At 67.6% G+C, this 20,119-nt stretch carries 18 protein-coding genes and 1 tRNA gene; 8 read left to right on the top strand and 11 right to left on the bottom strand.

What is annotated here, in order from left to right:
* Positions 1 to 5: 5 nt before the first annotated feature.
* A complete protein-coding gene (locus tag QC765_RS05120) occupies positions 6 to 1,676 on the bottom strand; it encodes a peptide chain release factor 3 (protein WP_278313340.1) in 1,671 nt (556 codons plus the stop codon).
* Positions 1,677 to 1,909: 233 nt separating this feature from the next.
* Here QC765_RS05120 and QC765_RS05115 point away from each other — a divergent pair, with 233 nt between their 5' ends.
* Positions 1,910 to 3,544, top strand: coding sequence for a fatty acyl-AMP ligase (locus QC765_RS05115; RefSeq protein ID WP_278313339.1), 1,635 nt, complete (start codon positions 1,910 to 1,912; stop codon positions 3,542 to 3,544).
* A 45-nt stretch (positions 3,545 to 3,589) separates the two neighbouring features.
* On the opposite strand, the gene QC765_RS05110 is transcribed toward QC765_RS05115, so the two are convergent.
* Positions 3,590 to 4,180: a TetR/AcrR family transcriptional regulator gene (locus QC765_RS05110; protein ID WP_278313338.1), complete on the bottom strand. Its 591-nt coding sequence runs from the start codon at positions 4,178 to 4,180 to the stop codon at positions 3,590 to 3,592.
* Positions 4,181 to 4,275: 95 nt separating this feature from the next.
* On the opposite strand from QC765_RS05110, the gene QC765_RS05105 reads away from it, so the two are divergent.
* Positions 4,276 to 4,719, top strand: a complete 444-nt coding sequence (locus tag QC765_RS05105) for a PaaI family thioesterase (RefSeq protein WP_278313337.1) — start codon at positions 4,276 to 4,278, stop codon at positions 4,717 to 4,719.
* Between the two features lie 42 nt (positions 4,720 to 4,761).
* Here QC765_RS05105 and pth read toward each other — a convergent pair whose 3' ends face one another.
* From pth to glmU, 5 genes are all read right to left on the bottom strand, one after another.
* Positions 4,762 to 5,331 carry an aminoacyl-tRNA hydrolase gene (gene pth / locus QC765_RS05100; RefSeq protein ID WP_278313336.1) on the bottom strand — a complete coding sequence of 190 codons (570 nt, stop codon included), beginning with the start codon at positions 5,329 to 5,331 and terminating at the stop codon, positions 4,762 to 4,764.
* 139 nt (positions 5,332 to 5,470) lie between these two features.
* A complete protein-coding gene (locus tag QC765_RS05095) occupies positions 5,471 to 6,100 on the bottom strand; it encodes a 50S ribosomal protein L25/general stress protein Ctc (RefSeq protein WP_278313335.1) in 630 nt (209 codons plus the stop codon).
* Between the two features lie 233 nt (positions 6,101 to 6,333).
* Complete coding sequence (locus QC765_RS05090; protein WP_278313334.1) at positions 6,334 to 6,849, bottom strand: hypothetical protein; 516 nt, start codon at positions 6,847 to 6,849, stop codon at positions 6,334 to 6,336.
* A gap of 151 nt (positions 6,850 to 7,000) precedes the next feature.
* On the bottom strand, positions 7,001 to 7,981 hold the full coding sequence (locus QC765_RS05085) for a ribose-phosphate diphosphokinase (RefSeq protein ID WP_278313333.1): 981 nt from the start codon (positions 7,979 to 7,981) through the stop codon (positions 7,001 to 7,003).
* Positions 7,978 to 9,498, bottom strand: a complete 1,521-nt coding sequence (gene glmU, locus QC765_RS05080; RefSeq protein ID WP_278313332.1) for a bifunctional UDP-N-acetylglucosamine diphosphorylase/glucosamine-1-phosphate N-acetyltransferase GlmU — start codon at positions 9,496 to 9,498, stop codon at positions 7,978 to 7,980. The genes QC765_RS05085 and glmU overlap by 4 nt, the downstream gene beginning before the upstream one ends.
* Before the next feature lie 411 nt (positions 9,499 to 9,909).
* Between glmU and QC765_RS05075 the strand changes: the two genes are divergently transcribed.
* Positions 9,910 to 10,257, top strand: a complete 348-nt coding sequence (locus tag QC765_RS05075; protein ID WP_278313331.1) for a hypothetical protein — start codon at positions 9,910 to 9,912, stop codon at positions 10,255 to 10,257.
* A gap of 6 nt (positions 10,258 to 10,263) precedes the next feature.
* On the opposite strand, the gene QC765_RS05070 is transcribed toward QC765_RS05075, so the two are convergent.
* The gene (locus tag QC765_RS05070; RefSeq protein ID WP_278313330.1) at positions 10,264 to 11,361 is read right to left on the bottom strand and encodes a DUF4236 domain-containing protein; all 1,098 of its coding nucleotides are present in this window, start codon (positions 11,359 to 11,361) and stop codon (positions 10,264 to 10,266) included.
* 257 nt (positions 11,362 to 11,618) lie between these two features.
* Positions 11,619 to 12,242: an SIMPL domain-containing protein gene (locus QC765_RS05065; protein ID WP_278313329.1), complete on the bottom strand. Its 624-nt coding sequence runs from the start codon at positions 12,240 to 12,242 to the stop codon at positions 11,619 to 11,621.
* 379 nt (positions 12,243 to 12,621) lie between these two features.
* On the opposite strand from QC765_RS05065, the gene QC765_RS05060 reads away from it, so the two are divergent.
* Positions 12,622 to 12,996, top strand: a complete 375-nt coding sequence (locus QC765_RS05060) for a PH domain-containing protein (RefSeq protein WP_278313328.1) — start codon at positions 12,622 to 12,624, stop codon at positions 12,994 to 12,996.
* Between the two features lie 155 nt (positions 12,997 to 13,151).
* On the opposite strand, the gene QC765_RS05055 is transcribed toward QC765_RS05060, so the two are convergent.
* Positions 13,152 to 13,223: transfer RNA gene (locus QC765_RS05055), tRNA-Gln, on the bottom strand.
* A gap of 171 nt (positions 13,224 to 13,394) precedes the next feature.
* Here QC765_RS05055 and QC765_RS05050 point away from each other — a divergent pair.
* Positions 13,395 to 14,033, top strand: a complete 639-nt coding sequence (locus QC765_RS05050) for a TetR/AcrR family transcriptional regulator (RefSeq protein ID WP_278313400.1) — start codon at positions 13,395 to 13,397, stop codon at positions 14,031 to 14,033.
* A 71-nt stretch (positions 14,034 to 14,104) separates the two neighbouring features.
* Here QC765_RS05050 and QC765_RS05045 read toward each other — a convergent pair whose 3' ends face one another.
* Positions 14,105 to 14,371, bottom strand: coding sequence for a hypothetical protein (locus tag QC765_RS05045; protein ID WP_278313327.1), 267 nt, complete (start codon positions 14,369 to 14,371; stop codon positions 14,105 to 14,107).
* On the opposite strand from QC765_RS05045, the gene mfd reads away from it, so the two are divergent.
* The 3 genes from mfd to QC765_RS05030 all read left to right on the top strand — a co-directional run bounded on the left by mfd (position 14,361) and on the right by QC765_RS05030 (position 19,907).
* A complete protein-coding gene (mfd, locus tag QC765_RS05040) occupies positions 14,361 to 17,789 on the top strand; it encodes a transcription-repair coupling factor (RefSeq protein ID WP_278313326.1) in 3,429 nt (1,142 codons plus the stop codon). The two genes, QC765_RS05045 and mfd, sit on opposite strands and share 11 nt — an antisense overlap.
* On the top strand, positions 17,786 to 18,682 hold the full coding sequence (locus tag QC765_RS05035) for a nucleoside triphosphate pyrophosphohydrolase (protein WP_278313325.1): 897 nt from the start codon (positions 17,786 to 17,788) through the stop codon (positions 18,680 to 18,682). Before mfd ends, QC765_RS05035 begins: the two co-directional genes overlap by 4 nt.
* Before the next feature lie 91 nt (positions 18,683 to 18,773).
* Positions 18,774 to 19,907 (top strand): lytic transglycosylase domain-containing protein, encoded by a 1,134-nt coding sequence (locus tag QC765_RS05030; protein WP_278313324.1) that lies wholly within the window; start codon positions 18,774 to 18,776, stop codon positions 19,905 to 19,907.
* Positions 19,908 to 20,119 lie beyond the last annotated feature (212 nt).

Genomic DNA, 20,119 nt, shown 5'->3' with positions numbered 1-20,119 from the left:
CCGACCTAGTCGGCGGTGGCGACGAGCGGCTCGAGGGTGAGCCTGGGGAACTCCTTCTGGATGAACTGCAGGCGCCACTTGTCGCTGATGAGGGCGAGCAGCGCGCCGTCGCTGCGGGTGAACACCTCGATGCCGCGCTGGCGATTCAGCTCGACGGCGGACTCGGCGTCGGTGCGACGGGCGAGGGTGTAGGGCAGGCGGTCGAACTGGGTCTCCACGGAGAACTCGGTGGTCATGCGAGCGGTGACGACCTCGAACTGCATGGGCCCGACAGCCGCGAGCACGGGCGAGGCATCTCCGCGGACGTCGTTGCGCAGCACCTGCACGACGCCCTCGGAGTCGAGCTGATCGATGGCCTTGCGGAACTGCTTGTACTTGCCAGCGCTCGTGGCCCGCAGCACGGCGAAGTGCTCGGGGGCGAACTGCGGGATGGGCGGGTATTCCACTGCCTTGCCGGTATAGAGAGTGTGGCCGGGGGCGAGGGCGGTGGCGTTGACGAGTCCGACGACGTCGCCGGGGTAGGCGGATTCGACGGTGTTGCGGTCGCGGCCGAACATGGTCTGCGCGTACTTCGTGGTGAAGGGCCGCCCGGTCTGGGCGTGGGTGACGACCATGCCACGCTCGAACTCGCCGGAGACGATGCGCATGAAGGCGATGCGATCCCGGTGGGCGGTGTCCATGCCGGCCTGGACCTTGAACACCACGGCGGAGAAGTCGTCGATGACCTCGCGGTGCTGCTCGTTGATGTCGTCGCGGCCGCGGGGCGGTGGCGCGAGGTCGACGAGGGTGTCGAGCAGCTGGCGCACGCCGAAGTTGAGCATCGCGGAGGCGAACAGCACGGGGGAGGTCTCCCCGGCGAGGAAGCGTTGAGGGTCGTGGTCCTGCCCGGTGGCGGAGAGCAGCTCGCTCTCCTCGACGGCGGTCTCCCAGTCCTCGCCCTCGGTGGCGAGGGCCTTCTCGGGATCGAGGTGCACCTCGGGGGCGATTGTGGCGCCACCGGCGGTGCGGGTGAACTTGATGTACTCCTCGGGTGCCCCGTCGGCGCCGCGTCGCAGGATGCCCTTGAAATCACCGGCGATGCCGACGGGCAGGAAGAGCGGTGTGGGCACGAGGCCGATGCGCTCGCCGATCTCGTCGAGCAGCTCGAGGACGGAGCGGCCGGGACGGTCCCACTTGTTCATCACGGTGATGATGGGGATGCCGCGGTGCTTGCACACCTGGAACAGCTTGAGGGTCTGCGGCTCGAGGCCCTTGGCCGAGTCGATCAGCATGACCGCGCAGTCCACGGCGGTGAGGACGCGGTAGGTGTCCTCGGAGAAGTCGGCGTGGCCGGGGGTATCCACGAGATTGATAACGCAGTCGACGGGCTCGCTGTAGGTGCCGGCGGAGCGGTAGTTGAACTGCAGCGCCGTGGAGCTGACGGAGATGCCGCGGGCCTTCTCCATCTCCATCCAATCGGACACGGTGGACTTGCGGCCAGCTTTTCCGTGCACGGCACCCGCTTGGGAGATCATCTGGGCGTGCAGGGCGAGCGCCTCGGTGAGGGTGGACTTGCCGGCGTCGGGGTGGGAGATCACGGCGAAAGTGCGGCGCTTCGCTGCTTCGACCGCAACACCGCTTCCGGGTCCTCGTGGCGCTTCGCCGGATGCTGCCGTGGGCTGGTCGAGTTCGGTCACCGTGCGTTCCTTGCTGATGAGTCATGCCGCCGTGAGCGGGGGCTGGGGTGTCGTGCGTCCTCAGCAAGGGTACTCGTCGCCGGATCCGCGCCGGAATCGTGCGCGACAGTTGGTCAAGGTTGTGACACACCCTGGACTGTGGCGCATAACGTGGCGTATACAACAAGAGGTATCTAACATGAGGGTTCCTTCGGATATCCGCCGGGCCCACCGCATTGTTCTAGGAGAGAACGTTGTCTCGCTTCACGGACGAAATGTATGCAACTGCCGCCAATAGCAAGGCAGGCCTGGTCACCGGCGAGCCGGATGCCCCTTTGCGGCAGACCTGGGGCGAGGTGCACGAGGTAGCGCGCCGCATGGCCGGTGGGCTCGCGAAGGCGGGGATCGGTCACGGTGACGCGGTGGGCATCCTCGCCGGCCAGCCGGTGGAGATAGCGCCGGCGGTCCAGTCGATCTGGATGCGCGGCGCCTCGGTCACCATGCTGCACCAGCCCACGCCCCGCACTGATCTCGCGCACTGGGCCGAGGAGACCCAGCTGGTGATCGAGATGATCAAGGCCCGGGCAGTCGTCATCAGTGCTCCGTTCGAGCCTGTTGTGCCCGTGCTCGAGCAGCGTGGCATCACCGTCGTCACGATCGACCAGCTCCAGGGCAACTCGCCGATCGACCCGGTGGAGACCGACGAGCAGGATACGGCTCTGCTGCAGCTCACGTCAGGGTCCACGGGCTCGCCGAAGGCCGTGCGCATCACGCATGAGAACTTCCACACCAACGCGCACGCGATGCTCGCCGCCGCCAAGTATGACTATGGCAATGATGTGATGGTCAGCTGGCTGCCGCTGTTCCACGACATGGGCATGGTCGGGTTCCTCACGACGCCGATGCAGATGGGCTGCGAGACCGTCAACGTGACTCCGCTGGACTTCCTGCAGTCGCCGCTGCTGTGGGCGGAGCTGATCACCAAGTACCGGGGAACCATCACCTCCGCGCCCAACTTCGCATGGTCCCTGCTCGCGCGCAGGCTCCGCCAGGCCCCCGAGGGCGCGTACGACCTGTCCGCGATGAAGGTCGCGATGAGCGGGGCCGAGCCCATCGATCCCGACACGATGGAGACCTTGCTCGAGGCCGGCGCGCGCTTTGGCCTGCCCCGGGAGGCGCTCGTGCCGGCGTACGGCATGGCAGAGACCACGCTGGCCATCTCGTTCGCCAACGTTGGCGAGGGCATGAAGGTCGACGTCGTGGACGCGGACCTGCTCGAGGGAATGCACAATGCCGTTCCCGCAACCAAGGGCAACCTGCGACGCCTCGTCCAGCTCGGCCCGCTCGTGCCCAATCTCGAGGGGCGCGTCGTTGATGCCGACGGCACAGAGCTGCCGGCGCGCGGCGTGGGCACCATCGAGGTCCGGGGCAAGGCCGTCAGCCCCGGCTACATCACCGTCGATGGCGAGAAGCCGACCCAGGATGCCGAGGGCTGGCTCAACACCGGTGACATCGGCTACTTCACCGAGGATCACGAGATCGTGGTGTGCGGCCGCGCGAAGGACGTCATCATCATGGGTGGCCGCAACATCTACCCGACCGATATCGAGCGCGCGGCGGGCACCGTCGAAGGCGTTCGCCCCGGTGCTGCTGTGGCGGTGCGGCTCGATGCGGGGGAGCGGCGCGAGAGCTTCGCGGTGGCGGTCGAGACGAAGGCGCATGATGACCCCGACGAGGTCGCGCGCATCCATCACGACGTGGTTCACGCGGTGTTCGCCGAGGTTGGTGTGCGGCCCCGCACGGTAGCGGTGCTCGCGCCCGGCAGCATCCCGAAGACTCCTTCGGGCAAGCTCCGCCGGTCGAGCTCGGCGAACCTCGTCGCGGACTGAGTTTCTCGCGCTTCGCGCGCCCACTGCGGTCCCAGGGCTAGTTCCCTAGGATGCGGTCGTGGGCGCGCGATGCTGCGTGGCCTGCTCCACGAGCGGGACGAGTATCGCCCGGACTTCCGCGAGGGGCGTGGTGCTCCGCGCAGCGGTACTGCGGGCGATCGCGCCCTCGACGGCTGCCACGACGCTCGAGGCAAGGGACCTCGCGTGCTCCTGCGGCGCTCCGCGATCCACGAGAGCCGCAGCGATGAGGCCGGACCATTGCTCGAATACTGTTGCGGCGGCTGCCTGGATGCCGGGCTCCGAGGGACCGCTCTGGGCGGCCGCGAGGATCGGGCAGCCGTGGGCGAAATCGGTCGCGCGCAGGATCGTGATCCAGTCCCCGATGAGAGCGCCCACGGCATCAGCGGGAGTCAGGTCGGCTAGCAGGCGTTCGAACCGCTGGAGGATCACCTGGCCGGCGCGGAGCGTTGCTTGCTCCATGAGCTCGGATTTTCCACCGGGAAAGTGCTGGTAGATGGATCCGCGCGCGGTCTTGCTGTGCTCGAGGAGGTCGGACAGGCCGGTCGCATGGACGCCGCGCTCGCGCATCAGGGCGATGGCGCTCGCGAGCAAGCGTTCCCTCGGGCCTGGTGCCATGGAGCACACCTTCCGTCTATGGACCATCTGGTCTATCCCAGGGTACGCTGCAACCAGGGATGGACCGAGTGGTCTATCGGTGAGGAGCGTCAACCATGACTAGCCAGGAACTTCCCAGCGGCCTCGAGCTGCTCAGGGCGATCACCACATCCGAGGACCAGCCCACCGGCATCTGGACCCTTCTTGGCATGGAGAGCGCCGAGATCGACAAGGGGACAGTGTCGTTCACGATCACCACCCGGCCCGACTTCGCCAACCCCCTCGGCACCGTCCACGGAGGCATCTGCGCGACCCTGCTCGACTCCGTCATGGGCTGCGCCGTCCATTCCACTCTTGGTCCCGGGGTGGGCTATAGCACCCTCGAGCTCAAGGTCAACTACATCCGCATGGTGCCCACGGATGGCCGCCAGCTGATCGGCACTGGCACCGTCATCCACGGCGGACGCTCGACCGCGACCGCAGAAGGACGTGTCGTCGACGACCAGGGCCGTCTCGTTGCCCACGGGACCACCACCTGCCTGATCCACGCCCCGCAATGACACAGGCGCAGTGACACAGGCGCAGTGACACAGGCGCGCGTCCTACCGCGCGTGCACCTGGTTCTGGGCGGCCTCGAGCCCTAGGTCCACGAGTGCCTCGACAGCATCGGCGGCCTCCTCCACCACGACACCGAGCAGGTCCCGCTCGGCCTTGGCGAAGGGCTTGAGCACGTATGCCGCCGCGTCCATCCGTCCGGGCGGACGCCCCACACCGATGCGCACCCGCAGGTAGTCGCGGGTGCCGAGGTGCTGGGTGAGCGAGCGCAGGCCGTTGTGCCCGCCCTCGCCGCCGCCGAGCTTGAGCCGGATCGTCCCGAGGTCGAGATCAAGGTCGTCGTGGATCGCGATCACCTGCTCCGGCGGGACCGACAGGTACTTCGCGAGGGCGCCGACGGATTGCCCCGACAGGTTCATGTACGAGCGCGGCTTCATCACGATCAGCTTCTCGCCACCATGGCGGGTCTCGACGACATCCGCCTTGCTGGCCTTATGGACCGACCAGCGGGCCGCGCCGCGGTCGGCGAGTACATCCGCGACAAGGAAGCCAACATTGTGGCGGGTGAGCTCGTACTTCGGGCCCGGGTTGCCGAGCCCGGCAACAATGGTCGTCACTTCGTGGCGCCTTTCCGTGCGGGCCAGGACCACCTGGCGCGGCAAGCAAGCGGGGCGGCGCGCCCATGCATCGGCGCGCCGCCCCAACTGTAGCTAACCGGTCAGTGAAGTCCGTAGATCAAGCTGACCGGAATCAGGATCACTCCTCGCTGGAGGAATCCTCGCCACCGGCAGACTCCGCGGCGCCCTCAGCGGAATCCTCGTCCTCGTCGCCGTAGTCCTCGTCGCGCGCCTCGGTGACGTTCACGATGAGGGTGTCGGGATCGATGTCGAGCTCGCAGTCAGCGGGCAGCTCGATGTCGCTGGCCAGGATCTGGGTGCCCGCCTCGGCGCCCTCGACCGAGACCTCGAACTCCTCGGGAATGTTGAACACGTCCGCGAGGACCGGCACGGAGGAGGCGTCGAGCGCAGCGACGGTATCCGGTGCCGAATCGCCGACGACAACGATCGGGATGTCAACGCTGACCTTCTCGCCCTTCCGCACGACCAGCAGGTCGACGTGCTGGATAACAGGGCGGATCGGGTGCGCGACAACAGACTTGACCAGCGCGAGGTGCTTCGAGCCGTTGACGTCGAGCGCCAGGATCGCGTTGGTGCCGTGGTTACGGAGCACAGCGGCGAAGTCGAGGGCCGGCAGGAGCAGGTGCATGGGATCGGTGCCGTGGCCGTACATGACGGCGGGGATCTTGAAAGCCACACGCGCGCGGCGCGACGGGCCCTTGCCGAACTCGGTGCGCTCCTCGGCAATGAGGTTGATGCGATCAGCCATTGTGATGCTCCTTGGTCGTTTCTCCGGGAAGTCTCCCTGGCACGGTCCCCTCGGCGGGGATCCGCGGGGGACCTGTGGTGTAGTCCCGCACGAGAACGCACAAGAGCATCGGAGGAACCGATGCAGGTAGTGCCTACTCAGCCGCGTCGATAACGGGGCATGACTGCCACCCTCGCCGAGACAACCACGCCATCGTAGCGGTTGCTGGCGGCCAGCACGAAATCAGGCTCGCTTCAGTGGGGGACCTCGGTGTGATCGACATGCATCATCACCTGCGGGTCGGTGTTCGCGACCATCGGCGAGAGCAGGTCAGCGGCGAGCATCCCTGGATCCTGCGGGGGCGGCTCGTCGCCGATCATGCACGACGTCGCATGGCGATAGACCCCAGGGAACGGCACCTCGATCTCGATGCGCGCGGTGCCCCACGGCGGCGCAACCACAAAGGGCGGCATCCCGATGTGGGAGATCGGTAGTCCGAAGAACTGGGCTGCAGCGAAGCAGGACAATGGCTCGCTGCGGTCGTTGCGGAACTCGAACACCAGCACACGGCCCTCGACGGCGACCGAGGCATCCGGCGCGGGCACCTGCGGGGTGACCTGCTGCTGCGGCGCGGGCGGACCGGCAGCGGGCTGCGCGATCGCCGGGGTGGCCGCAGCGAGCAGCAGGACGGGCGCATGCAGCAGGGCAACGCATCCCATTCGCGCGCGCGTGTTGCTCGTGGCCCGGGATGCTGCTCGACGGAGGATCATGCACCGGATGCTAAGCGGTGCGCGCCGACAGGCGCTGCCAATGCGGCTGAGGGGTATGCACTTGTTATGGGCACGGTGCCCGCCGTCTGCCTAGCGCACGCGAAACGCCCGGGCGCGCAGCTTGCTGCATGCCCGGGCGCTGGCTCGATGCCTAGGCGCTGCCGTCGAACAGCGACGTGACGGAACCGTTCTCGAAGACCTCGCGGATGGTCTGCGCGAGCAGGGGAGCGATGGACAGCACGGTCAGCTGCTCGAAATCCTTCTCGGGGGCCATCGGCAGGGTGTTGGTGACGATGACTTCCTTGGCGCCGCAGTTCGCGAGCCGCTCCGAGGCCGGATCGGACAGCACCCCGTGGGTCGTGGCGATGACGACGTCGCCCGCTCCGGAATCCTTGAGCAGGCCGACCGCGCCAGCGATGGTGCCACCGGTGTCGATCATGTCGTCGATCAGGATGCAGGTGCGCCCCTCCACCTCGCCGACGACACGGTTGGACTTGACCTGGTTGGGCACCAGCGGATCACGGGTCTTGTGGATGAACGCGAGCGGCGCGCCACCGAGCAGGTCGGCCCACTTCTCCGCGACGCGCACGCGCCCCGAATCGGGGGAGACCACGGTGATCTTGTCGAGCGAGTATTTCTTCGCCACGTGGCCAGCAAGCTGGGGAGCTGCGCGCATGTGATCGACGGGGCCGTCGAAGAAGCCCTGGATCTGATCCGTATGCAGGTCAACGGTGATGATGCGGTCGGCACCGGCGGTCTTGAGCAGGTCCGCGACCAGGCGGGCGGAGATGGGCTCGCGGCCACGATGCTTCTTGTCCTGCCGCGCGTACGGGAAGAACGGCAGCACCGCGGTGATGCGCTTGGCGGACCCGCGCTTGAGCGCATCGATCATGATCAACTGCTCCATGAGCCAGTTGTTCAGCGGATAGGGATGCGATTGGATGACAAAGGCGTCGCAGCCGCGCACCGACTCCTCGAACCGCACGAAGATCTCGCCATTGGCGAAGTCCCGCGCCGTCTGGGGGGTGACGTGGGTGTCGAGTTCCTTCGCAACCTCTTCGGCCAGCTCCGGGTGTGCTCGCCCGGAGAACAGCATCAGGTTCTTCTGGTTGTCAACGGAAAATGCGCTCACTCGATCCCGCCATCCTCGATCGGTTGTGTTGGGTTTTTCACTTCATGCCGTGCCTTGGCCGCGGCCTTCGCCGCGCCGGTTCCTGGTCGATTCTGCTCGACCCAGCCTTCGATATTGCGCTGCCTGCCACCCGACACCGCGAGCGCCCCGGGCGGGACATCGTCCTTCACCACAGTACCGGCGCCCGTGTAGGCGCCATCACCAATGCGCACCGGGGCGACGAACATCGTGTCAGAGCCCGCGCGGACATGCGAGCCCACGACGGTGCGGCGCTTGGTCACGCCGTCATAATTGACGAACACGCTCGACGCGCCGATATTCGTGTGCTCGCCAATGGTGGCGTCGCCCGCGTAGGTCAGGTGCGGGATCTTCGAGTGCGCCCCGATATCCACGTTCTTGGTCTCGACATACGCGCCGATCTTGCAATGATCGCCGATCACCGACTTCGGCCGCAGGTAGGAGAAGGGGCCGACGACCGTGGCGGCGCCGACGATCGCGCGCTCCCCATGCGTGCGGATGATCCGCGCGCCCTCGCCGACCTGCACATCGGTAAGCGTGGAGTCCGGCCCCACCTCGGCATGATCGCCGATCACAGTGCCGCCCAGCAGCTGCACGCCGGGCTGGATGACCACATCGCGCCCGATCCGCACATCCACATCCACCCACGTCGTATCCGGGTCCACCACATCCACGCCCGCGCGCATCCAGTCCTCGAGCACGCGCCGGTTCAGCTCCTTGCGCAGCGCCGCGAGCTGCACGCGATCGTTCGCCCCCGCCACCAGGTGTGGATCGTCGAGCACCATGCCGCGCACGATACGCCCCTCGCCGCGAGCGATGGCGATCACATCGGTCAGGTACAGCTCGCCCTGCGCGTTGTCCGAGCCCAGCTGGGCCAGCGCGGATCGCAGCACCTGCGCATCGAAGGCATAGACGCCCGAATTGACCTCGGTGATGCGCCGCTGCTCCTCGGTGGCGTCGGCCTCCTCGACGATACGAGCGACGAGCCCGTCCTCGTCGCGGACGATGCGACCATAGCCCCGCGGCCGCGGAGCCTCGAACGTCATCACCGTAACCGCGGCATCCGTGCCGTGCGCCGCCAGCAGATCGGCCAGGGCGGTCGAGGTCAGCAGTGGCACGTCCCCCGCCGTGACCAGGACCGTCCCCTGGAAGTCCGGGGACACCGCCGCAAGCCCGCACTGCACGGCATGGCCGGTGCCGTTCTGCTCCTCCTGCACAGCCGTGGCGACCTCCTGGTCAAGCTGCTCGGAAAGCCCCTTGACCTCCGCGATCACCTTGTCCCGCTGGTGGCCCACCACAGCGATGATCGAGTCCGGCTCCACTCCCGCGGCCGCGTGCACCGCGTGCCCCACCATGCTGCGACCACCGATCCGGTGCAGCACCTTCGGCAGATCCGACTTCATCCGCGTCCCAGCCCCGGCCGCGAGGACGATCACTGCGGTGCCGGTCCTCGCTTCCTGGCCCGGTGGGACGGCGGACACTCGGGGGGTCTGCGGCATTGGTCTCCCTTGCTCGCTGCTAAACCGGACACGCGCGCACTAGGCCATCGAGAGCTCCTCCGGCTGCCCCGGGGAAGCACGAGTCCCGGGGAGCTGCAGCACCAGTGCAGGCACCGTGCCGGGATGGACCAGTCGCGCCGAACGTCGATAATACGCAGGATATGCCCCGAGCCCGAATGGCGTGCCCGGAACCACCAGGATGCGCGGATCGGTGGACGCGAGGGCGTCGCGAGCGCGCGACGCGGAACAGCGTGTCGCCAATCGGGCAATCCCCGGGTTCGTCCGCCCGCCGCGGGAATAGACTAAAAGGGCTAGGCACACCGCCGTCCAGCCCGCGGCAACGAACATGGCAACCCACCCGATCGGCCAAGCTCGACAGCCCCAACCAGCTCAAAGACGAGGTGGATGGAAATGACAGTGCATCACTCGACCGTGCCGCTCCTCGCGATCGCAGCCCTCGCGCTCGGTGGCATCGCGACAACCAGTCCCGGAGCCGGGCCGCCCGGCGCCTCGGAGATCCGAACCGATGCGGTCGTCCTCGCCTACCACCAGCATGACGACGAGGACGACGAAGAGGACGACGATGACCTCAGCCGGACCCAGCTGCGCCGCGAGCTGCGCAAGATCGAGCGACAGCTCGAACGGATGCGAGGCAGCGACGAGGACCGTGCCCCGCACGCCGTGGAGACAGCGCCGCCGGTGACGAACGAGGACATCATCCGCAAGTTCCTCGCGGACTTCTTCGGCATCTACCTCTAGCGCGGCTCAGGACGAGCGCCGCGGGGCTGATCCCGGACGTTGCGACAGCGTCGCCGAGATCGCCCTGGCGGCCCCATCCCGCGAGACCTGGACGCGCCAGTCCAGGCCATGCGTGCTGCGTACCCGCCACTGGTCGTACTGCACCACGGCCAATCGCGCGTTGTTGCTGAACCTGCGGTCCGGGCTGCCGTCCTTGTTGACGTGCTGCCACGTCGCGCCCGTCTCGCGCGCATCCCCCGGAACGGCGCCTGGCTGCTCGATGAACGACGTGGTCGTGGCAGTGCTCACGAGGTGCTCATAAGCGACATCGGTGTAGTGCTTGCCGTCGCGGACGAGCACCCGGTCCGGCAGGAAGTACAACGCGGAACTGCCAGAGGAGAGCGTCGGGACCACGACATTGCTCGTGAGGTGCCGGGGACCCGCCAGGCCAGCCCGTGCTACCTCGCGGTGAATAAGGTCCGTCGCTCCCGCGCGCGACTTCCGCTGGCCGGGGGAGGAGACAGCCCCCTCCGCGACCACGCGCCAGATCTTCTCGCTGCCCGTCAACCAGGCCCAGTTGCCGACTAGCGCGTCGAACCACTCATCGAGCTCATCCTCGACGTCGTACATCACGACAGCGGCTTCGCGGGCCCTATCGCGCAGCCACAACCACCAGCAAACCGGGATCGCCACCAACCACGCCAGCAATCCGAACGGCATAGTCACCAGGCCCACGATGGCGAACAACGCCACGGTAGGCCAGAACCAGCCGCGCCGCCCGGCCGCCTCGTTCAGTTGATCAACAAGGTCACCGCCGCCTGTCGGCTCGAGGTGCAACGCCTCCACGCCCGTGGCATCGCGGAAGGACGGCCCTGGCGCGCTACGTGCTAGTGGGCCACCCTGCTTGGCGCGGGCACGTCCGGCCCGGCGCTGCCCGGAACGACTGCCGCCCCCGCCCAGGGACTTGCGGTAGTAGACGCCGTGACGACCCGCATGAACGTAGTTCCCGCGCGGGCCCTTGCCCACCCGGAAACCCGGCACGCCCGTGCTCACGCCGATCCCCGACTTGCTCAGGTTGAACCGGAACGGCCCGGCCTTCACGCTCTTCCTGATGTAGAAACCCACTCGCGCGCCTCCTCGATCCGCTTGATTATCGCGTATAGGACTGCGATTGCCTGTCGGTTTGAGGCGGGTTTGCGGGTTGGCTCTCGGTTTGCGGGGTCGTGGCCGAGCGGCGGCCGGTTTGCGGCAAAAGCACGGGAAACCGTCAAACGCGATAGAAGCGGCCCTGGGACTTCTGTGGCTTCTATCGCGTTTGCGGGCCTAGCTCAGTTCCGCCGCGAACGGCGACGGCTCAAGGCCGCGGCTCGAAGGGACAGGTGCTAGCCCAGTTCCCAGCGAACCGTCACGCGAACCTCCACGTCCTGGCTGCCTGGCTCGATCGGCACCGCGTTGTCCATGCTCCGCTCCAAGCCGTCTGCCAGGAAGGGCTGCGGAGAAGGCGCCTGGTCCTCCACGATGCTCACGACCTCGCCAAGCTCGCGCCCAGCGAGTCCCGCGTACTGGTCCGCCCGCTGCCGTGCATCTTCGAACGCCCGCTCCCGCGCCTGGCGCAAGAGCTCTGCATTGTCCTCGAGCATGAAGCCCACGCCATTGACCACGGCATCATCTCCGCCCGCTCGCGCGATCGCATCCAGCGTGGAACCCGAGCTATCGATGTCCCGGATCTTGATCGTCAACTGGTTCGCCACCTCATACCCGGCGATCCGGCGCGTGCGCGGGCCCTCATCGTACTCATACCGCGGATTGATCGAGAACCGCTCCGTCTGGATGTCCTCATCAGCGACACCGCCCTCGCGTACCGCATCGATCACCCGCTGTGCTGCCTCGTTCGCCGCATCCAGCGCCTCCTGCACCGAACCCCGCTCCACCTGCACCCCGACCGTCGCACGCAACGTATCCGGCGTGCCCGACACAATGCCCGAGCCACTCATGGAGATGCCCACCGGCTCACCATCCTCCCCGGAGCCGCTACCGGCCGTGCACCCCGCCGCAGCCAGAGCGCCCACCAGTACCAATGACAACGCGGCCGTGCCCCGCGCGAAACGACTTCCCAAGCGACCCATGGCATTCCTTCCCTCGACGATCTCGCTGCGAACCAGCGTACGCATGCGGGCGGCGGGCGGTGAGGGATAGCGGCTGGCCTCGGGCTGGTTGGATTGGGCTGAATGTGGCGGCGGTTTCGGTTCTGTGCGGTTCTGCACCCAGTTTCGCGCTCGACAGGGTGCAAAAGTGCACACAACCGGGGGCTGAGCAGGGGGCGACCCAGCGCGGTGGAGCGGCGACCAGCGAATGCTGTCGGTCGCGGCCGCTATCGTCTGCCGCATGATCGATTTCCAGAACGGATCCGTGTTCAAGCTAGGTCCGGCGAATCCAGCCGACGCCCAGGCCGAAGTAGCCCCGATACTCGTGGAAGGCGAACGCATCTATCTCGCGTTCCGGGGCGTGCGGGATTCCGTCCTGTTCACCAGCAAGCGGCTGATCGCTATCAATGTGCAGGGACTCACCGGCAAGAAGCGGGACTACACGTCGCTTCCGTACTCGCGGGTGCAGGCCTTCAGCATCGAAACAGCCGGCAGCTTCGATCTTGACGCCGAGGTCGATCTCTGGTTCAGCGGCCTCGGCAAGGTGCGGCTCGAGTTCAAGGGCCAGGTCGACGTCAGATCCATCGGCAGGCTGCTCGGCGATCACGTGCTGTAGGGGTGGGGGCCGAAACGGCGAGTGCGCGGATCAGAACTATCGCAACCAGCGGCCGTCCGCAGCAGCATGCATGCCGTAAGCCACAGATGCGGCACAAGGCCGGTTGAAGCGGTAGGCGGACAGCGATTGTTTATGCGTCCCCACCTGCACTGATGCTCCGCCGCCAGGACTCGAACCTGAACTGTCTGAACCAAAATCAGAAGTGCTGCCTATTACACCACGGCGGATTGGTGCTGCGATCCGGTGGGCGAGTCTGGGTGACGCGCGGGCCGGTATGCGAAATGATACTGACATATCTGTTGTGTTTAGTCGACTCAGCGCGGCGGTGTTCCCTGCGATCGGGGAGGGCTGGTGTCGTGGGCATTGACGAGGGGATTGATCGGGTGACTCGGGCACGCATGACAGGGTCGCAGCGGCGCGATCAGCTGATCGAGGTTGGTCGGTCGTTGTTCGCGGAGCGGGGCTACGAGGCGACGTCGATCGAGGAGATCGCGCAGCGCGCACAGGTGTCGAAGCCGGTGGTGTATGAGCATTTCGGGGGCAAGGAGGGCCTGTACGCGGTGGTCGTGGACCGGGAGATGGCCGATCTGCTGCAGCGGATCACGTCGTCGTTGTCGTCGCATCGGTCGCGGGAGCGGGTGGAGCAGGTGACGCTGGCGTTCCTCACCTACATCGAGGAGTGCACGGATGGCTTCCGGATCCTGGTGCGGGATTCACCCGCGGGGGCTAGTTCGGGTACATATTCGAGCTTGTTGAATGACGCGACCACGCAGGTGGAGCATTTGCTGGCGAGTGATTTCGCGCGGCGCGGCATGGAGACCGAGTTCGCGGGCTTGTATGCGCAGGCGCTGGTGGGGATGGTGTCGGTGACGGCGCAGTGGTGGCTGGACGAGCGGCAGCCGCCGAAGGAGATCGTGGCCGCTCATCTGGTGAACCTGTGCTGGAACGGCTTGATGCATCTCGAGAGGGTGCCGCAGCTAGAGGCGGAGCGGTCGGGCGAGGATCCGGAGGGGGAGTCGGCGGCGTCGGCGGGTTGATGCGGCGGGCGTTGCTCCGATGTCGTGCGCGCCCGGATGGTTTGTGTCAGTGGCGGGTCCTAGACTCGGGGTCATTCGTTGGTCGAGGATGCGGCCATGCGTGACGGTGTCGCGCGTGGTGGTGCGGTGGTGAGGAGCGCGGTCGGGGTGTCGGCGGAGCAGTCGGGGAGCGGTGCGGGGTCGATGCTGCTGGAGGCGGCTGCCACGGACGAGGCGTTGCGGATAGTGGCGCGCGCGGTGGGGGAGCCCTCGCGGCGGTGGGTAGCGCCGCCAGGAGCCCGGTGGCTGGTGTCGGCGACCTTGGCGCGGTCTGCGCCGCTGCTGGTGGTGACCACCACGACGCGCGAGGCCGAGGACCTGCTGGCGGAGCTGCGCAGCGTGCTGGGTGGTGCGGCGGCGTTGCTGCCGTCCTGGGAGACATTGCCGCATGAGCGCCTGTCGCCGAGCGCGGACACGGTGGGGCAGCGGATGCTCGTCCTGCGCAGGCTTGCGCGCCCCGACGATGCGGTCCTGGGCGAGCCGTTGCGGGTCGTGGTCGCCCCCGTGCGCGCGCTTGTGCAGCCGATCGCGGGCGGTCTGGCCGAGGTCGAGCCGGTGGTGCTCCGTGCCGGTGCGGACGTGGTGTTCGACGAGGTCATCGAGCAACTCGTGGCATTCGCGTACAAGCGTGTCGATATGGTGGCGAGGCGGGGTGAGTTCGCCGTGCGCGGCGGCATCCTCGATATCTTCCCCCCGACCGCCGACCACCCGGTGCGCGTGGAGTTCTGGGGCGACGAGGTCAGTGAGATCCGCGAGTTCTCGGTAGCGGACCAGCGCTCGATCGAGGGCCCCCCGATCACCGAGGTGGTGGCCGTCGCGTGCCGGGAGCTGCTGCTCACCGATGGAGTGCGGGAGCGTGCGGCACGCCTCGCGGAGACCCACGCGGGGCATGAGGTCCTCGCCCCGATGCTCGACAAGATCGGGTCAGGCATCCCCGCTGATGGCATGGAGGCGCTCACCGCCGTGCTGACTGATCGTCCCCTCGAGCTGGTGACCGAAGTGATGCCACGTGGCGCGCACGTGCTGGTGTGCGATCCGGAGAAGGCGTCGATGCGGGCGGCGGACCTGAGGCGGTCGAGCTCGGAGTTCCTCGAGGCATCCTGGTCCGCGGCATCGTTCGGTGGCGCGGCACCCCTGGACGTGGAGGCGCTGGACCTGCAAGCGCTGGCTTTCCGGCCGTTCGATCTGGTCGCCCAGAGTGTACTGGACTCGGGCCGGAGCTGGTGGACGCTCTCTCCCTTCGCGAGTGGCGCCGGTGATGAGACGGAACTGCCCGTCGAGCCTGCTCCGGCCTTGCACGGCGGAGAGGTGGAGATCGAGCAGTTGTTCGCGATGTTGCGCGGTCATGTGGCGACCGGCGGGCGCGCGGCCATCGCCGTGGCGGGCGCGGGCACCGCCACCCGGTTCCTTGAGCGGCTCCAGGAGCATGACGTGCCCGCGCGGCAGGCAACGGAGGGCTCAACAGAGCTGGCAAAAGGCCTGGTAACGGTGGCGCGGGCGCCGTTGTCCACTGGCCTGATCCTGCCCCAGGCGCAGGTGATCATCCTGTCCGAGGCCGACCTCACGGGTAACCGCGTGGCGGCGACCCCGGGCCGCAAGCTCGCGTCGAAGCGCCGCAACCAGGTCGATCCGCTCGCGCTCAAGGCTGGCGATCTCGTTGTCCACGATCAGCACGGCATCGGCCGGTTCGTCGAGATGGCCGAGCGCACCGTGGGTGGCGCGCGCCGCGAGTACCTCGTCCTTGAGTACGCCTCCAGCAAGCGCGGGCACCCCGGTGATCGCCTGTTCGTGCCCATGGAATCGCTCGACCAGCTCTCCCGCTACGTGGGCGGCGAAGCACCGTCGCTGTCGAAGATGGGCGGCTCCGACTGGCAGAGCACCAAGCGCAAGGCACGCCAGGCGGTGCGCGAGATCGCCGGGGAGCTCGTCCAGCTCTACGCCAAGCGGCAGGCATCGCCGGGCCACGCGTTCGCCCAGGACACGCCTTGGCAGCATGAGCTCGAGGATGCGTTCGCGTTCGCCGAGACCGAGGACCAGCTCACCGCCATCGCCGACGTCAAGGCCGACATGGAGCGGCCCGTCCCGATGGATCGCGTGGTCTGTGGCGATGTGGGATTCGGCAAGACTGAGATCTCGGTGCGCGCCGCGTTCAAGGCCGTGCAGGATGGCAAGCAGGTGGCGGTGCTCGTTCCCACCACGCTTCTCGCCCAGCAGCACACCGATACCTTCACTGAGCGCATGGCGGGTTTCCCCATCAAGGTCCGGCAGCTCTCGCGCTTCACTGATCCGGCCGAATCGCGCGAGGTCATCAGCGGCCTCGCGGATGGCAGCGTCGATATCGTCATCGGCACCCACCGGCTCCTGCAGACCGGCGTGCGGTGGAAGGACCTCGGTCTCGTCATCGTTGACGAGGAGCAACGCTTCGGTGTCGAGCACAAGGAGCACATCAAGGCGCTGCGCACCCACGTCGACATGCTCACCATGTCCGCCACCCCCATCCCGCGCACCCTCGAGATGTCGCTCGCCGGGATCCGCGAGATGTCCACCATCCTCACCCCGCCCGAGGAGCGGCTGCCCATCCTCACCTACGTCGGGGCGCACGAGGACAAGCACGTTGCTGCAGCGATCCGCCGCGAGCTGCTGCGCGATGGCCAGGTCTTCTACGTCCATAACCGGGTCAGCACCATCGACAAGACTGCCAAGCACCTGCGGGAGATCGTCCCCGAGGCGCGCATCGTCGTCGCTCACGGGCAGATGAACGAGGAGAACCTCGAGCAGACCGTCCAAGGGTTCTGGAACCGCGAGTACGACGTGCTCGTCTGCACCACCATCATCGAGACCGGGCTCGACATCTCCAACGCCAACACCCTCATCGTCGAGCGCGCTGACCAGCTCGGATTGTCCCAGCTGCACCAGCTCCGCGGCCGCGTCGGTCGAGGCCGCGACCGCGGCTACGCCTACTTCCTGTACCCCGCCAACCGCGTCCTCACCGAGACCGCCTACGACCGCCTCGCCACCATCTCGCAGAACTCCGAGCTCGGCGCGGGCATGGCCGTCGCGATGAAGGACCTTGAGATCCGCGGTGCCGGAAATGTCCTCGGCGCCGAGCAATCCGGCCACGTCGCCGGCGTCGGATTCGACCTCTACATCCGGCTCGTCGGCGAAGCTGTCGAGGCGTTCAAGTCCATCGCCGACGGCAAGCCGGTCGAGACGACGGAAGAGCGCAAGGACATCAAGATCGACCTCCCGGTGGATGCGCACATCCCCACCGACTACGTCGCCAGCGACCGGCTCCGGCTCGAGGCCTACCGGAAGCTCGCCGCTGCTACCGACAGCACCGGCATCGAACGTGTCATCGACGAGCTCAACGACCGGTACGGGCCACTGCCCGACGAGGCCAAGCGCCTCATCTCCATCGCCCGGCTGCGGCTGCTCTGCCGCGAGAAGGGCATCACGGACATCACCTTGGCAGGCACCCAGGTGCGCATCGCCCCGCTCGAGCTCCCTGACTCCAAGCAGGTCCGGCTCAAGCGGCTCCAGCCCTCCGCCCAGTACCGGGCCACCACTTCCACGATCCTGGTGCCACTCCCGCGCGCGGGCAACGGAACACCCGCCGCCCCCCGCGTCCGCGACAACGAGGTCATCGCCTTTGTGGCTGACTTCCTCACCGCGCTCGACGGGCAACCGCAAGCCTCGCCCACCCTGGTCCAGGCATGAGGACGATCATCCTGCTCGACCCGCTGCGGCCCAGCCTCATTCCCGCAGCCGCATTGCCGCACCTCGCCCGGCCCACCCATCTCGCCGATGACCTCACCGGTGAGGTGCGTGTGCAGCTCGCCTCCATCGCCACTCCTGCCACCGCTCCCGAGGACGCCACCACGCTCGTCACCACCAACCCCAACCATCCACTGCACGAGCGCTATCCCGTCACCATCACCCTCGCCGAGCAGCCATTTCCCGGGCACCAGGTGCTCGCCGCCATCGACATCATGAACACCATGCGGTCCCACGGACCGTGGGAGCAGCAACAAACCCACCACAGCCTGCTGCGCTACCTCCTCGAGGAAACCTACGAGCTGCTCGACGCCGCCCACGGCAACGACCGCGACGAACTGCGCTCCGAGCTCGGCGACCTCCTCCTCCAGGTCCTCTTCCACGCCCGCATCGCCCATGACGACCCGACCGACCCGTTCACCATCGACGACATCGCCCGCGCCCTCACCACCAAGCTGCTGCACCGCAACCCCCTCGAGCACCTCCAGCCCGGCAGCACCCTCGAGGCTGACGAGCAAGACCGTCGCTGGCAAGAACGCAAGGCCACCGAGAAGCCCCGCGCCTCGCTGCTCGACGGGATCCCGCGCGCCCAGCCCGCGCTCGCGCTCGCCGAGAAGATCCTCGCCCGCGCCGCCGCTGCCGGAATGCCCTCCGAGCTTGTCCCATCCGGCCTGCGGACGATCACGCTCGTGCCCGGTGGTGACACCGAGATCGTTGTACGGCAACGCATCTCGAGTCTTGTTCGCGCCATCGATACGATCGAGAACACGCTCGGACGCGCACCACGCACACCGGACGAATGGCGCACGCACTGGCCCGGGGTCGCTAGCTGCTAGCCGCGGTGCAAGATCACGAACTCAGCACGGTTGTCGAAAGCCTCGGAAACGACTGGTGCACACCGCAGTCCCTGGCAGCAGAGTGGGACGGGTGACACCCACCCGACGGAACACGCAGCCCCGAAAGCCGCGCCGCATCATCGCCGCCGCAGCCATCACCGCGGCACTACCGATCGGCACCGCGATCGCGCTCAGCGACCAGCGCGCCGTCGACATCACACCGGCCTCGGTCACTGACGTTGCCGAGATCGCCCCACACCTCCTCGCGCCCTACCCCGGCACCGCAGTCCCGCCCATCGACGTCAACGCGCCCGGTCGCACCGCATGGCAGCTCGACGGCTGGGCCCGTGCCCACACCGAAGCCCTTGGCATCCCGCACCAAGCGATGATGGCGTACGGCAACGCCGCCCGGCTCCTCCAGGTGACCAACCCCGGATGCGGCATCACCTGGACCACGCTCGCCGGGATCGGCGCCATCGAGAGCTGGCACGGCACCTACGAGGGCACGCCCATCGACGGCAATGGCTACTCCCTGCCACCCATTCGCGGGATCGCGCTCGACGGGCGGCCCGGCATCGCCGAGATCCGCGACACCGACGGTGGCGAGCTCGACGGCGACCCAGAGTTCGACCGTGCCATGGGACCCATGCAGTTCATCCCCGCCACCTGGCGCATCTGGGGCAGCGACGCCGACGGCGACGGCATCGCCAACCCCGACGGCCTCGACGACGCGACCTACTCCGCAGCGCGCTACCTATGCGCTTCCGGAGGCGACCTGCGCTCACCGATCGGCTGGCGCACCGCGATCCTCGCCTACAACTACTCCGAGGACTACCTCAAGTCCGTCCACCTCAAGGCCACCCAGTACGGCCGCGCCGAGGTCTTCGTGCCCGCGCCCCCGCCGCCTCCGCCGCCTCCGCAACCGGCGCCCGCTCCGCAGGACGCAGCGCCCGCTCCGGGTGAGGTGCCTCCGCCTCCGCCGCCTCCGGGTGAGGTGCCACCTCCGCCGCCTCCGGGTGAGGTGCCTCCGCCTCCGCCGCCTCCGGGTGATGTACCGCCTCCGCCACCTCCTGCGGAAACACAGGCCGCGGCCGCGGTGCCCGCCACGAGCGAGCTCAGCGAGGAGGAGCGCGCGGCGCGCAACGAGCAAGCGCTGCGGCGACTGAACACGCACGTCCGCAACATGCTCGAGTTCATCGAGCAGCAGCAAGCGACCGCGCAATAGGACTGCACCGCCCGCACGGTCCAGAATTCCAGCGCGCATTGCGCAACGCTTCGGTTGTGTGCGGTTTTGCACCCTCTCACTGCACTGGAAGGGTGCAAAACTGCACACAAGTCGACCCGGGTCCTGCCCCGGTACACGGGCAATGAGTTTCGCACCCCGATGGAGCCGAGGTTCATTCCATCCGCGATGCTGGCGAGGCAATTGGCTCAGCA

Source organism: Hoyosella levis (genome assembly GCF_026008515.1).
In the GTDB taxonomy this organism is placed as follows: Bacteria; Actinomycetota; Actinomycetes; order Mycobacteriales; family Mycobacteriaceae; genus Lolliginicoccus; species Lolliginicoccus levis.
Note: the sequence above shows the minus strand (reverse complement) of the source record. Positions and strands in the feature narration are given on the sequence as shown.

Bases quoted from the DNA above. Each gene is read 5' to 3' on its own strand.
- QC765_RS05110 (WP_278313338.1), bottom strand. From the start codon at position 4,180: ATGGCACCAGGCCCGAGGGAACGCTTGCTCGCGAGCGCCATCGCCCTG.
- QC765_RS05050 (WP_278313400.1), top strand. From the start codon at position 13,395: ATGACAGGGTCGCAGCGGCGCGATCAGCTGATCGAGGTTGGTCGGTCG.
- QC765_RS05060 (WP_278313328.1), top strand. From the start codon at position 12,622: ATGATCGATTTCCAGAACGGATCCGTGTTCAAGCTAGGTCCGGCGAAT.
- QC765_RS05095 (WP_278313335.1), bottom strand. From the start codon at position 6,100: ATGGCTGATCGCATCAACCTCATTGCCGAGGAGCGCACCGAGTTCGGC.
- glmU (WP_278313332.1), bottom strand. From the start codon at position 9,498: ATGCCGCAGACCCCCCGAGTGTCCGCCGTCCCACCGGGCCAGGAAGCG.
- QC765_RS05090 (WP_278313334.1), bottom strand. From the start codon at position 6,849: ATGATCCTCCGTCGAGCAGCATCCCGGGCCACGAGCAACACGCGCGCG.
- QC765_RS05075 (WP_278313331.1), top strand. From the start codon at position 9,910: ATGACAGTGCATCACTCGACCGTGCCGCTCCTCGCGATCGCAGCCCTC.
- QC765_RS05035 (WP_278313325.1), top strand. From the start codon at position 17,786: ATGAGGACGATCATCCTGCTCGACCCGCTGCGGCCCAGCCTCATTCCC.
- QC765_RS05105 (WP_278313337.1), top strand. From the start codon at position 4,276: ATGACTAGCCAGGAACTTCCCAGCGGCCTCGAGCTGCTCAGGGCGATC.